Source organism: Bradyrhizobium sp. 40 (assembly GCF_023100925.1).
GTDB lineage: Bacteria > Pseudomonadota > Alphaproteobacteria > Rhizobiales > Xanthobacteraceae > Bradyrhizobium.
In genome coordinates, this window is record NZ_CP064688.1 from 2,651,861 (window position 1) to 2,664,933 (window position 13,073).

At 64.3% G+C, this 13,073-nt stretch carries 8 protein-coding genes, 2 pseudogenes and 1 riboswitch; of the genes and pseudogenes, 5 read left to right on the plus strand and 5 right to left on the minus strand.

Going from position 1 to position 13,073, the window contains the following annotated elements; translation table 11 throughout:
* Positions 1-124: 124 nt before the first annotated feature.
* Positions 125-329 (minus strand): annotated as a pseudogene (locus IVB40_RS12650) (hypothetical protein).
* Positions 330-626: 297 nt separating this feature from the next.
* Between IVB40_RS12650 and IVB40_RS12655 the strand changes: the two are divergent.
* Positions 627-907 (plus strand): annotated as a pseudogene (locus IVB40_RS12655) (DUF2798 domain-containing protein).
* Positions 908-1,594: 687 nt separating this feature from the next.
* Here the strand turns inward: IVB40_RS12655 and IVB40_RS12660 are convergent.
* On the minus strand, positions 1,595-1,762 hold the full coding sequence (locus IVB40_RS12660) for a hypothetical protein (RefSeq protein WP_247362507.1): 168 nt from the start codon (positions 1,760-1,762) through the stop codon (positions 1,595-1,597).
* 250 nt (positions 1,763-2,012) lie between these two features.
* Here IVB40_RS12660 and recA point away from each other — a divergent pair, with 250 nt between their 5' ends.
* The 3 genes from recA (at position 2,013) to IVB40_RS12675 (ending at position 5,179) form a co-directional block, all read left to right on the plus strand.
* On the plus strand, positions 2,013-3,101 hold the full coding sequence (gene recA, locus IVB40_RS12665) for a recombinase RecA (protein WP_027567639.1): 1,089 nt from the start codon (positions 2,013-2,015) through the stop codon (positions 3,099-3,101).
* A 98-nt stretch (positions 3,102-3,199) separates the two neighbouring features.
* The gene (locus IVB40_RS12670; RefSeq protein WP_346283290.1) at positions 3,200-3,934 is read left to right on the plus strand and encodes a hypothetical protein; all 735 of its coding nucleotides are present in this window, start codon (positions 3,200-3,202) and stop codon (positions 3,932-3,934) included.
* A gap of 249 nt (positions 3,935-4,183) precedes the next feature.
* Positions 4,184-5,179: a hypothetical protein gene (locus IVB40_RS12675; protein WP_247400410.1), complete on the plus strand. Its 996-nt coding sequence runs from the start codon at positions 4,184-4,186 to the stop codon at positions 5,177-5,179.
* 175 nt (positions 5,180-5,354) lie between these two features.
* Here the strand turns inward: IVB40_RS12675 and gcvP are convergent, their stop codons facing one another.
* The 3 genes from gcvP to gcvT all read right to left on the minus strand — a co-directional run bounded on the left by gcvP (position 5,355) and on the right by gcvT (position 9,928).
* A complete protein-coding gene (gcvP, locus tag IVB40_RS12680) occupies positions 5,355-8,219 on the minus strand; it encodes an aminomethyl-transferring glycine dehydrogenase (RefSeq protein ID WP_247819528.1) in 2,865 nt (954 codons plus the stop codon).
* A gap of 180 nt (positions 8,220-8,399) precedes the next feature.
* The gene (gene gcvH / locus IVB40_RS12685; RefSeq protein ID WP_027567642.1) at positions 8,400-8,768 is read right to left on the minus strand and encodes a glycine cleavage system protein GcvH; all 369 of its coding nucleotides are present in this window, start codon (positions 8,766-8,768) and stop codon (positions 8,400-8,402) included.
* An 11-nt stretch (positions 8,769-8,779) separates the two neighbouring features.
* Positions 8,780-9,928: a glycine cleavage system aminomethyltransferase GcvT gene (gcvT, locus tag IVB40_RS12690; protein WP_247818968.1), complete on the minus strand. Its 1,149-nt coding sequence runs from the start codon at positions 9,926-9,928 to the stop codon at positions 8,780-8,782.
* A 143-nt stretch (positions 9,929-10,071) separates the two neighbouring features.
* Positions 10,072-10,160, minus strand: a riboswitch (glycine riboswitch).
* 222 nt (positions 10,161-10,382) lie between these two features.
* Here gcvT and alaS point away from each other — a divergent pair.
* Positions 10,383-13,070, plus strand: a complete 2,688-nt coding sequence (gene alaS / locus IVB40_RS12695) for an alanine--tRNA ligase (protein WP_247818969.1) — start codon at positions 10,383-10,385, stop codon at positions 13,068-13,070.
* Positions 13,071-13,073 lie beyond the last annotated feature (3 nt).

Consider the following 13,073-nt stretch of genomic DNA (forward strand, 5'->3'; position numbering starts at 1 on the left):
GATCAATTCCGGTCGGCTACGGAATAGCCCCATGGGCGCCGCTGCGTCCTATAGGCCATGACGGCTGCGGCGCGCCGGGGCGCGCCAGCCCGCCGCCGATCTCGGTCCTGCCGTAGCCTGCCGCTCAGGCGGTTTTGCGCCCGATCGCCTTCAGCTCCCGATCGATGCGCAGCTGCACCCGCCGGATCGCCAACAGATCGATCTTGGTCTCGGTTCGGCCGGTCTTGATCTGCTCGCCGATCCGGAACTGCCACTGCCAGATGCCGGGACTGCCAGATGCCGGGAAGTGCCGTCTTGGCGACGGTGAACTCGACGCCCCTGTGATTCATGGCCTTCTCCCACGATTCACTTCCATCACTGAGAACATGCTGGGCGGCATAATATTCCAGGGAAAGCCAAATCTGTCGGTAAGCCCCGGATAGCTCACGGCTATCTCGCACACGCAGGCGCTCCGAAACATTCGAAATCGGATGTCGAAAGACGCCGGCCACGCGCGGCGGCGCGAGACCTCATGCCCGTGGTTCTCCGACCAAGAACAGAGTTCCTGGGATGGGTAAGGGCACCTTCCGGACCGCGGCGGCATGTGCCTTGCTTGGCCTGATCACGGTCAACAACATGGGCGCGTCATGCCGGGCATTCCCCGCCGCTATTCTCATTTCGTGTTCGGAATCATCCAGTCCGGACTGACCTCGCTGATCGCCGCGGGCATCGCCAGCTTTCCGGCAGGGAACGCACTGGACTTCCTCGCGCACTGGATGGGTCGTGGCTGATCGCATGGGCGGCGATGCTGCCGATCGTGCTGCTCGCGGCGCCGGCGATCCGCGCTTTCTCGCTGCGGCTGACGCAAGAGGAGGGCGGTTCGCAAACCGGCCGGCCGGCATGGAAATCGGCATCAAAATCGGAATGAAATCGGAATGAAAAACCCCGCTTGGAAGAACCAAGCGGGGAAAGGTTATTGGAGGCTGAGGTGCTGGGCTGCAACACCATAGCCAGTCGAACCTAGCTGGCTCAGCTTACGACAGCCTGACAAGGCTGACGGTGGTAGCGAAAGCCGGAGCGCGGCGGGCCGCAGACTGGCCCTGCACCGGTCCCAATTTCGACATCCGTTCGCACAACTCAGGACACAACCGCAGGCGAGATTTCGCAGCGACGGTGCTGCCATGGGGGAAACGTGGCGCACCGGCAACGGGGTGGCATCATGGACAACGTAGAGCGGTCATTCGCCGCCGCGACGGCGGCTGGCTTCGTCGTGCTGGTGATCGGCATCGGGTTGCTGGTTCTGCTGTAGGCGGTGTTGGGTGCCGGGAGACGGCTCTGGGGGTGGAAAGGCCCATGCGCGCCTTTCAAAAACACGAAAACAACCCCATGCACAGTAGCCCGCCGGAAAATTCTCTCGTTCAATCAATGGTTTACTGGTATTAATTAGATACATATCGACTCGGACTCGCCTCCACGGCCATCCGAATCCCGATTCCCGTGCCGATCTTTTTGAGATCAATGGCGCCGCTCCGGCCTCGTCGCTGGCGCGTTGCCGCTGGCGAACGCCTGCCCAGCCAGCCGGCCTGTCAGCTCCTAAGCCCTCGTCCCCGCGGCCTTAGTGAACCTTGATCGCGTCCAGCGGCAGATGGAGTTCGGCGGCACGCTCTTCGCGATCCTTCTTGCGGAACTCGTTTTCCTTGCGCTCGAACTTCCTCAGTTCCTCCCGCGCGGCCTCCAGCAGCGGAGTGCGCCGGCTCGTATCGTGATGCGTATTTTCCGTCATGATTGGAAGTCCCAGAGTTGCAGTCTCATCCAAGAGAAGGCCGCAGACCGCGAAAGGTTCGGTGCCGCAGGATTACGGAATTCTGACGGCGCGCGGGTCATCCGTCTTTGATGCGCGTCAGCCAGCGTGCAAATTCCCAAAAGAACATATTGCGAACCTAGAACAAATAGGGTACATTGCTTTTATCGCCGCGCCGCCTCGCCAATCGTTTGTCCCTCACGCGAATCCTCGTCATAAGGAGCACGACCCGATGTCCACCACTGCCCTGCGTATCGTCGAAGGATCCTCCATGGACAAGAGTAAAGCTCTCGCCGCCGCGCTCTCCCAGATCGAGCGGCAGTTCGGCAAGGGCTCGGTGATGAAGCTGGGCAAGAACGACCGTTCGATGGATGTCGAGGCGATCTCGTCGGGCTCGTTGGGGCTCGATATCGCGCTCGGGATCGGCGGCCTGCCGAAGGGGCGCGTCGTGGAGATCTACGGGCCGGAATCCTCGGGCAAGACCACGCTGGCGCTGCACACGGTTGCGGAAGGGCAGAAGAAGGGCGGCATCTGCGCCTTCATCGACGCCGAGCACGCGCTCGACCCGGTCTATGCGCGCAAGCTGGGCGTCAACATCGACGAGCTCCTGATCTCCCAGCCGGACACCGGCGAGCAGGCGCTGGAAATCTGCGACACGCTGGTGCGCTCCGGCGCGGTCGACGTGCTGGTGATCGATTCGGTCGCGGCCCTGGTGCCGAAAGCCGAGCTCGAGGGCGAGATGGGCGACGCGCTGCCGGGCCTGCAGGCCCGTCTGATGAGCCAGGCGCTGCGCAAGCTGACGGCGTCCATCAACAAGTCCAATACCATGGTGATCTTCATCAACCAGATCCGCATGAAGATCGGTGTGATGTACGGCTCGCCGGAGACCACCACCGGCGGCAACGCGCTGAAATTCTACGCCTCCATCCGTCTCGACATCCGCCGCATCGGCGCGATCAAGGAGCGCGACGAGGTTGTCGGCAACACCACCCGCGTCAAGGTCGTGAAGAACAAGCTGGCGCCGCCCTTCAAGCAGGTCGAGTTCGACATCATGTACGGCGAGGGCGTCTCCAAGATGGGCGAGATCCTCGATCTCGGCGTCAAGGCCGGCATCGTCGAGAAATCCGGCGCATGGTTCTCCTATGACAGCCAGCGTCTTGGCCAGGGCCGCGAGAATTCGAAAGCATTCCTGAAGGCCAACCCCGACATCACCGCCAAGATCGAAACCTCGATCCGCCAGAACTCCGGCCTGATCGCCGAGCAGATTCTCGCCGGGAGCCCCGAGCGTGACGCCGACGGCGAGGAGCCGGCGGACGAGTAAGCTTCAACAGTAAAGTTTTTCGCGAGGAGCGGGCGCTGAGGACGTTGAGTTGCCGACGTCGTCAGTGCCCGTTTCGTTTTGCCTGGAGTATTTAGGCGATGAAGCGTGCGTTTCTGACGAGTTCGTCCGGCTTCGACCTCATGCGCTCGGGCCTTGCCGAAATCGTCATCCCCTTCACGTTCCGCTTTGTCGATGGGCCTCCGCCTCTTAACGAACTTGCAGTCTATGTCCCCGCCCGCTCGGGGGGAGCGGGTCCGGGGACGCACTGGTCGGACTTCGTTGGACGCCGGCCGTCGGCTGCCGAAGACCGCAGACATCTTTCGCTGGTCGAGTTCTGCCAATCCTACGACCTGGTCGAATTGTGGTTCGATCGGACCCCAAATGATCAGCTCCAGCTGATCTGGCTGCTCGAATATCTCCGCTCCCACCCAGAGACCGTGGCCAAGTCAAAGCTCCGACTGATTGCCTTCGATCTCATCTCACAGGAGGCGGCGAACATTAGTAAGTCGCTGTCCTACATTCCGGCTGTCGACATCACCTCGGATGAACTCGCAACGGCAAGGAAGGCTTGGCTGGCCTACGCCGCGCCGACGCCCGAGGCCTGTGTCGGCCTCGTTGACAACGATCTGAGTGCCCTGCCGATGCTGAAGCCGGCCTTGATCGACTTGCTGGCGGAGCTTCCGTCAACGGGGCTCGGCGCGACGGAAATGCGATTCCTCGAACTGCACGGGGTTACGAACGGACGAATGCATTGTTCCATCTGCGTAGTCTTCGCCGTACGCGTGTTTTTAGCGAGTTTGAGCTGGGGTGGTTGCTGCACGGACTTGCGCTAGGTCCGAGACCCGCGATTGCCGGACTCGACGATGAACTGCGGAATATCCGCCGAGAGAATCTGAGGGACCGTGATGAGGCTTATCTGCGGAGCAGATTGTCGATAACGGAGTTTGGGAGGTCGGTGCTGGCGGGCAGGGAAGATTTCAGCCGCCACAATCCAATCGATCGCTGGTGGGGCGGCACGCGGCTGACCAACGATCGGCTGTGGCGCTACGGCCCTTCTTTGACGAAGCCTTGAGGCCACCGGCATGATGCGGCTCATTGTGACAACGGACTCGTCCACCGCCGGCGCGATCCAACGCGCCGGCCTTGCTGATCTCGTGATTGCGATCGAGCGCCGGCTGGTCTGGGGACCGTTGCCGTCCGATGTCGAGCTCGATGCGTTTTTTGCGCCACGCACCAAGCAGCCACATGGCCTTCATTGGCTGGATGATACGCCGCGCTGGCGTCTCGAAGGATCGGGTGCGAAGGATCGCGGATTGATCGAATTGTTCGCTGAATGCGACTCCGTCGAATTGTGGATGGAGTCAGAGCCGAATGCGCAATTGATTCTGCTCCGGTTGCTCGACTACTGCTGGCGCGAGAAATCGGCGGTTCCCAAGCTCGTCATGCGTCAGCTGGACATCTCCGTTGGCGGCGCCGATGCCGAGCGACTTGCAGCGCTCAACCCGCCGACCGTCAAGCCCACGAAAGATCACCTTGATCTGACCGGCCGTGCGTGGCGCGCCTATCGCGCGCCGACGCCGCAGGACTGGTTTGATCTCCTCAAGGCGGATTTAGGCCTGCTGCCGCAACTCGGTCAGTGTGTGGCGGACCTCCTCGACGAGCTTCCGAGTGTCGCCATCGGTCTTGGAGCGACTGAAACGCGAATGCTGGAGTTGATCGCACCGGGCGACGTGCATCCCTTTGACGTTTTCCCGGGTGAGCAGAAACGCAATGAGCGGCGCGTTTTCGACTACTGGGAAGTCGGAGCGCTGCTCGATGGCCTCGTGCGATGTCCGGAGCCGGCGATATCGGGGCTCGACGAGGGGCCGTTTACGCTCGACATGCACAACGATCCTCTCCGTCACGCGCGATACAAGCAGTCCCGTTTGTCGCTCACCGATTTTGGGAAGGCGGTGCTGGCAGGAGAAGACGATTTCCTCCGTCATAACCCGATCCACCGATGGTGGGGTGGGACTGAGCTGACCAATGAACGGCTGTGGCGGTGGGATCGCGAAAGCCGATCGTTGGTTGCGCCCTAGATGCGCGTTCAGTGCCGTAGGGGGTGGGTTAGCCCTGCGACTGCGCGCAGCGCAGTTCGCACGGCGTAACCCACCACTGTTCGTCGCCGCGGAAGCTAAAGCGGTGGGTTACGCCGGCGGTCTGCGCCTTCGCGCCGCCGCCAGCTAACCCACCCTACGAAACCTCCGTCGCGTCTTACTCCGCCGCCTCCGCGTAATCGCTCACCGGCGGGCACGAGCACACCAGATTGCGGTCGCCATAGACGTTGTCGACGCGCCCCACCGGGCTCCAGTATTTGTCGGTGCGCGAGGTGCCTGCGGGGAAGCAGCCCTCGGCGCGGGTGTAGGCGCGCTTCCAATCGTCGTCCGCGATGTCATGCACGGTGTGTGGGGCATGACGCAGCGGCGACGCCTCGATCTTGAAGCGGCCGGCTTCGACCTCGGCGATTTCCTTCCGGATCGCGATCATGGCATCGCAGAAGCGATCCAGCTCCGCCTTGGATTCCGACTCGGTCGGCTCGATCATCAGCGTGCCCGGCACCGGAAAGCTCATGGTCGGCGCATGGAAGCCGTAGTCGATCAGGCGCTTGGCGATGTCGTCGACGGTGACGCCTGAGGTCGTCTTCAGCGCGCGGGGATCGACGATACACTCGTGCGCGACGCGGCCCTTTTCGTTCTTGTAGAGAACCGGGAAGTGCGCATCGAGCCTTGCTGCGACGTAGTTGGCGTTGAGGATCGCGATCTCGGTGGCGCGCTTGAGGCCTTCGCCGCCCATCATCAGGATGTAGATGTAGGAGATGGTGAGGATCGAAGCCGAGCCGAACGGCGCGGCCGAGACCGGCCCCACGGGCGCTTTCCCATCCGTCGCGGGATGACCGGGCAGGAACGGCTTAAGGTGCGCCTTGACGCCGATCGGGCCCATGCCCGGGCCGCCGCCGCCATGCGGAATGCAGAAGGTCTTGTGCAGATTGAGATGGCTGACATCGGCGCCGTAGTCGCCGGGCCGGGACAAGCCGACCTGCGCGTTGAGGTTGGCGCCGTCGAGATAAACCTGGCCGCCATGGCCATGCACGATGTCGCAGATCTCGCGAATGTGCTCCTCGAACACGCCATGGGTCGAGGGATAGGTGATCATGACAGCGGCGAGGTCGTTTGAATGCTTTTCCGCCTTGGCGCGGAGATCGTTGACGTCGACATCGCCGTTCTTTTCGCAGGCGACCACCACTACGTCCATGCCAACCATCGCGGCCGAAGCCGGGTTGGTGCCGTGGGCGGAGGAGGGGATCAGGCAGATCTTGCGATGCGTCTCGCCACGCGCCGCGTGATAGCCGCGGATGGCCAGAAGCCCGGCATATTCGCCTTGCGCGCCCGAGTTCGGCTGCAGCGAGATCGCGTCATAGCCGGTGATGTCGCACAGCCACTTCTCCAGGCGCGCGAACAGCGCGTGATAGCCGCGTGCCTGCTCGCGCGGGGCGAACGGATGCAGCGAGCCGAACTCGGGCCAGGTCAGCGGCATCATCTCGGTGGTCGCGTTCAGCTTCATGGTGCACGAGCCGAGCGGGATCATTGCGCGGTCGAGCGCGAGGTCGCGATCGCTGAGCTTGCGCATGTAGCGCAGCATCTCGGTTTCCGAGCGATGCGCGTGGAAGACGGGGTGGGTGAGGAAAGAGGTCGCGCGCTTGAGCGTCTCCGGCAGCGCCTCGCGCGTGGTGGCGTCAATCTCGGCATAGGCAAGCTGGCCGCCGAAGGCGCGCCAGACCGCTTCGACCGTCGCGGGCGTGGTGGTCTCGTCGAGCGCGATCCGCAATACGGTTTCGCCGACGCCAAGGTTGATCTTGTCGGCAGCGGCGCGCGCGACGATCTCGGCGCGTTTGCCACCTGCATCCACGCTGAGCGTGTCGAAGAAATTGTCGGACTGAAGCGTAAAGCCGAGCTTGCGCAGGCCGGCCGCCAGCACGGCGGCGCGGCGATGCACGTTGCGCGCGATCTGCGAAAGGCCTTCGGGGCCGTGATAGACCGCATACATCGAGGCGATCACGGCGAGCAGCACCTGCGCGGTGCAGATGTTGGAGGTCGCCTTCTCGCGACGGATGTGCTGCTCGCGGGTCTGCAGCGCGAGGCGATAGGCCGGCATTCCGCGCGAATCCACGGAGAGGCCGACGATGCGGCCGGGCAGCGAGCGCTTGAGCGCATCGCGCACCGCCATATAGGCCGCGTGCGGTCCGCCATAGCCCATCGGCACGCCAAAACGTTGCGCCGAGCCGATGGCGATGTCCGCGCCGAGCTCGCCGGGCGAGGCGAGCAGTGTCAGCGCCAGCAGATCGGCGGCGATGATCGCGAGCGCGCCCTTGGCCTTCAGGCTGGCGATCGCGGGCCTGAGGTCGCGCACAGCGCCTGAACTGCCCGGATATTGCAGCAGCGCGCCAAGCACGTCCGTCTTGTCGAGATCGGTGAGGGGATCGCCGACGACCAGGGTCCAGCCCAGGGGCTCCGCGCGGGTGCGCATCACCGCGAGCGTCTGCGGATGCACGTCCTTGTCGACGAAGAAGGCCTTTGCTTCGACCCGTGAGTGCCGCTCCGCGAGCGCCATCGCTTCGGCGGCAGCGGTGGCCTCGTCGAGCAGCGAGGCGTTGGCGACGTCGAGCCCGGTGAGGTCGCAGATCATGGTCTGGAAGTTGAGCAGCGCCTCGAGCCGGCCCTGGCTGATTTCGGGCTGGTAGGGCGTGTACGCCGTGTACCAGGCCGGGTTCTCCAAAATGTTGCGTTGGATCACCGCAGGCAGGATCGTGCCGGAATAGCCCTGGCCGATCAGCGAGGTGAAGACCTGGTTCTGGGCGGCGAGCTCGCCCATATGCGCGATCGCCTCGGTCTCGCTGAGCGGCTTGCCGAGATCGAGCGGGGCGGCCTGCCGGATCGAGGCCGGCAGCGTCTGCGCCATCAGCGTATCGACGCTGTTCGCGCCGACGGCCTCGAGCATCGCGGTGACGTCGCGCGCGGAGGGGCCGATGTGGCGGCGGACGAAGCTGGTGGTGTCGCCGTTGGATTTGCGGTGCGCGGTCATCATGGGTCCTCGCTTCAGATGTTCTTGTCGCCGTCATGCCCCGCGAAGGCGGGGCATCCAGTAAACGCAGCCGCTTCGGCTGGGGCCGATGGGCCGCGGCGTACTGGATCGTCCGCCCCAGTGCGCAGTGCGCACAAGGCGGACGATGACACCGAATATGAGGTCGGAGTTCGCATCATCTCACGCCGTGTGGGCCTTGTACGCCGCTTCGTCCATCAGACCGCCGAGCTCGCTCTTGTCGGCAATCTTGATCTTGAAGAACCAGGCCGCGCCTTGCGCATCCGAGTTCACCAGTGCGGGCTCGGCGGCGAGCGCAGCGTTGGTCTCGAGCACTTCGCCGGTCACAGGCGCGTAGACGTCCGATGCGGCCTTCACGGATTCCACGACGGCGGCGGGTTCGGCCTTCTTCAGCGTGCGGCCGAGCTTGGGCAATTCGACGAACACGACGTCGCCGAGCTGCGATTGCGCGTAGTCGGTGATGCCGACGGTGGCGACATCGCCGTCGATCGCGAGCCATTCGTGGTCGGACGTGTAGAGCGTCGTGGTCATTTTCTCGGTCCTCAGCGTTTGTAGGTGTTTTTCACGAAGGGCATGGCGGCGATTTGCACGGCCAGGCGTTGGCCGCGCACTTCGGCGAAGAGTTTTGTGTCGATCGCGCTCGATGCCGTGGGCACATAGCCCATCGCGACCGGCGCATTCAGGCTCGGGCCGAAACCGCCCGAGGTGACCTTTCCGATCGGCTCGGCGGAGGTCGCGTCCGCAAACAGCAGCGCGCCCTCGCGCACCGGCGCGCGGCCCTCGGTGCGCAGGCCGACGCGGCGGCGGGACGCGCCATGGTCGAAATGGGCGAGAATCTTTGCCGCGCCGGGGAAGCCGCTGGCACGCGCGCCGCCGGTGCGGCGGCTCTTCTGCACCGACCATTCCAGTGCGGCCTCGACCGGCGTGGTCGCGGTGTCGATGTCGTGGCCGTAAAGACAAAGCCCGCCTTCGAGCCGCAGGCTGTCACGGGCGCCGAGCCCGATCGGCATGACGTCCGGATTGTCCAGCAGGGCCTTGGCGAGCCGTTCGGCATCGCCGGCAGGAACCGAAATCTCGAAGCCGTCCTCGCCGGTATAGCCGGAGCGCGAGACGAAGCAGTCGAGGCCGGCGACCTTGTGCGGGCCGGAATCCATGAATTTCATGTCGGGCGCCTCTGCACATAATTTCGCCAGCGCCGATTCCGCCTTCGGCCCCTGCAGCGCAATCAGCGCGCGGTCGGCCAGCTGCTCGATGACGCAGTCGTCCGAGAGATTCGCGCGCAGATGCGCCTCGTCCTCGGCCTTGCAGGCGGCATTGACGACCAGGAAGAGGTGATCGCCGAAATTGGCGACCATCAGATCATCCAGAATCCCGCCCTCGGCATTGGTGAACTGGGCGTAGCGCTGCCGGCCAGGCGCGATCGCCATGATATCCTGCGGCACCAGCCGTTCCAGCGCGCGGGCGGCGTCCTCGACCTTGCCCGATTTCGGCCGGAGCGCGATCTGGCCCATGTGGGAGACGTCGAACAGGCCGGCTGCGTTGCGGGTATGAAGGTGCTCCTTCAGGACTCCGGCCGGATATTGCACCGGCATGTCATAGCCCGCGAACGGCACCATCTTGCCGCCGAGCGAGACATGAAGATCGTAAAGGGGGGTACGTTTCAGGGAGTCTTTGTCGTCACGCGCAAGCATCGGGGGGCCCTCGGCGGTTCCTCGGGAACGATTTCCCGTGGACACCAGTCGAAGCCCCATCTGTCGCTGTGCCTGAGAGTATTATCCCGTCGGCGGACGCTGTCCGGACCTAAACCCGTCGGCGCCTCTTTCCAGATGCTGTCAAAGCCACGCGGTCCTTTTGCCTGAGAGTTTCCGGGGCGGTTGCTCCTTCGGCGCCGGCACCAGTGCCGGTCTCTCCCGACGTGGCCGTACGATACAGACGGGTAAAGACCACAGGCCGGCCAAGCCTGTCAACGCGGCATCGGCGGCTTTCCAACGGATTACGCGACTGCGGCAACGCCTTGATCTGGCTGCACAGTTTCTGGACAGCGAAGCTGGCCTTGTCTAAAAGCGCTTTGACCCGCAGATATCAGCCCAAACTCGCGGTTTGGATGGCTGGAAGGCGGGTGCAAGCACACCCGATTGGATGAACATGAGCGGCGTCAACGAGATCAGGTCGACCTTTCTGAACTTCTTTGCCGAGAACGGCCACGAGATCGTGTCGTCCTCGCCATTGGTGCCGCGCAACGATCCGACGTTGATGTTCACCAATGCCGGCATGGTGCAGTTCAAGAACGTCTTCACCGGCGTCGAGAAGCGGCCCTATCAGCGCGCCACCACGTCGCAGAAATGCGTGCGCGCCGGCGGCAAGCATAACGACCTCGACAATGTCGGCTACACCGCGCGCCATCTCACCTTCTTCGAGATGCTCGGCAACTTCTCGTTCGGCGACTATTTCAAGGAGCGCGCGATCGAGCTGGCCTGGAAGCTGATCACGAAGGAATACGGGCTCAAGAAGGACAAGCTGCTCGTCACGGTCTACCACACCGACGACGAGGCGGCCGGACTGTGGAAGAAGATCGCGGGCTTCTCCGAGGACCGCATCATCCGCATCCCGACCTCGGACAATTTCTGGGCGATGGGCGACACCGGCCCGTGCGGCCCGTGCTCGGAGATCTTCATCGATCGCGGCGAGCACATCTGGGGCGGGCCTCCCGGCTCCCCGGAGGAGGACGGCGATCGCTTCCTCGAATTCTGGAACCTGGTGTTCATGCAGTACGAGCAGGTGACGAAGGAGGAGCGCGTGGCGCTGCCGCGGCCCTCGATCGACACCGGCATGGGGCTGGAGCGCATGGCCTGCATCATGCAGGGCGTTGACAGCGTGTTCGAGACCGACCTGTTCCGTCATTTGATCGACGCGACGGCGTCTGCCTTGGGAAGCGGGCCGGACGAGAAGACCGTGGCCTCGTTCCGCGTCATCGCCGACCATCTGCGTTCGTCGGCCTTCCTCGTCGCCGACGGCGTGCTGCCCTCGAACGAGGGCCGCGGCTATGTGCTGCGCCGGATCATGCGCCGCGCGATGCGCCATGCGCAGCTGCTCGGTGCGCAAGAGCCGCTGATGCATCGGCTGGTCTGGGCGCTGGTGCGCGAGATGGGCCAGGCCTATCCGGATCTGATGCGCGCGGAAAATTTGATCGAGGAAACGCTGCGGCTGGAAGAGACCCGCTTCCGCAAGACGCTGACGCGCGGCCTCGCCATTCTCGACGAGAAGAGCGCGTCCTTGAAGAAGGGCGACATGTTCGACGGGGACGTCGCCTTCACGCTGTACGACACCTACGGCTTCCCGCTCGATTTGACGCAGGACGCGCTGAAGTCGCGCGGCATCAGCGTCGACCAGGCGTCCTTCACCGATGCGATGGAGCGTCAGAAGGCCAAGGCGCGCGAATCCTGGAAGGGGTCTGGCGAAGCTGCTTCCGAGACGATCTGGTTCCCGCTGCGTGAGAAGCTGGGCGCAACCGAATTCCTGGGTTACGAGACCGAGAGCGCTGAAGGCGTGGTGACCGCGCTGGTCAAGGACGGCAAGGAAGCCACGAGCCTCAAGGTCGGCGACACCGGCGCGATCGTGCTGAACCAGACGCCGTTCTACGCGGAGTCCGGCGGCCAGGTCGGCGACACCGGCGTATTGACCGGCGAGGGCGGCATCAAATTCCGCGTCACCGACACGCAGAAGAAGCTCGGCGATTTCTTCGTTCACGTCGGCATTGTGGAGAGCGGCGAGCTGAAGCTCGGCACCGCGCTGCAGCTCGAAGTGGATCACGGCAGGCGCTTTTCGATCCGCGCGCATCACTCGGCCACGCATCTCATCCACGAGGCGTTGCGCCAGGTGCTCGGCGACCACATCGCCCAGCGCGGCTCGATGGTCGCGCCGGATCGGCTGCGTTTCGACTTCGTGCATCCGAAGCCGATCACGGCGGAAGAGCTCGCGCGCGTCGAGGACATCGCCAACGACGTGGTGCTGGAGAATGACGAGGTCTCGACCCGCGTCATGGGCGTGGACGAGGCCCGCGAGGCCGGCGCACGCGCGCTGTTCGGCGAAAAATATGGCGACGAGGTTCGCGTCGTCTCGATGGGCCGGACCGCGCGCGAGCGCGGCGCCAACGCACTCGGCTGGTCGGTCGAACTGTGCGGCGGCACGCATGTGAAGCGCACCGGCGACATCGGGCTGATCACGTTGACGGGCGAGAGCGCGGTCGCCTCGGGCGTGCGCCGCATCGAGGCTTTAACCGGCAATTACGCGCGAAAACACGCCAACGACACCATGGCGCTGGCGAAGACCGCGGCTCACGAGCTGCGCACCTCGATCGACGACGTCCCGGCGCGCATTGCCGCGCTGATGGAGGAGCGCAAGAAACTTGAGCGCGAACTCTCCGACGCCCGCAAGAAGCTGGCGATGGGCGGCGGTGCAGCTTCGAGCAACGGCGCGGCCTCCGGCGTGCGCGAAGTCGGCGACGTCAAGCTGATGGCGCGCGCGGTCGAGGGCATCGAGATGAAGGATCTGAAGAGCCTTGCCGACGACGGCAAGAAGCAGATCGGCTCCGGCGTCGTCGCCATCGTCGGCGTCACCGAGGACGGCAAGGCCGGCGTCGTGGTCGGCGTCACCGCTGATCTCACCTCGCGCTTCAATGCGGTCAATCTGGTGAAGGTCGCCTCCGAGGCGCTTGGCGGCAAGGGCGGCGGCGGCCGGCCCGACATGGCCCAGGCCGGCGGCCCCGATGGCGCGAATGCGGCCGCGGCGCTCACGGCGATCGAAAAAGCCATGACTGAATCGGCCGGCGTGTAGGCA

What these genes read in the sequence shown, in the direction of transcription:
- IVB40_RS12660 (WP_247362507.1), bottom strand. Translation starts at nt 1,762, where the DNA reads ATGACGGAAAATACGCATCACGATACGAGCCGGCGCACTCCGCTGCTG.
- recA (WP_027567639.1), top strand. Translation starts at nt 2,013, where the DNA reads ATGTCCACCACTGCCCTGCGTATCGTCGAAGGATCCTCCATGGACAAG.
- IVB40_RS12670 (WP_346283290.1), top strand. Translation starts at nt 3,200, where the DNA reads ATGAAGCGTGCGTTTCTGACGAGTTCGTCCGGCTTCGACCTCATGCGC.
- IVB40_RS12675 (WP_247400410.1), top strand. Translation starts at nt 4,184, where the DNA reads ATGATGCGGCTCATTGTGACAACGGACTCGTCCACCGCCGGCGCGATC.
- gcvP (WP_247819528.1), bottom strand. Translation starts at nt 8,219, where the DNA reads ATGACCGCGCACCGCAAATCCAACGGCGACACCACCAGCTTCGTCCGC.
- gcvH (WP_027567642.1), bottom strand. Translation starts at nt 8,768, where the DNA reads ATGACCACGACGCTCTACACGTCCGACCACGAATGGCTCGCGATCGAC.
- gcvT (WP_247818968.1), bottom strand. Translation starts at nt 9,928, where the DNA reads ATGCTTGCGCGTGACGACAAAGACTCCCTGAAACGTACCCCCCTTTAC.
- alaS (WP_247818969.1), top strand. Translation starts at nt 10,383, where the DNA reads ATGAGCGGCGTCAACGAGATCAGGTCGACCTTTCTGAACTTCTTTGCC.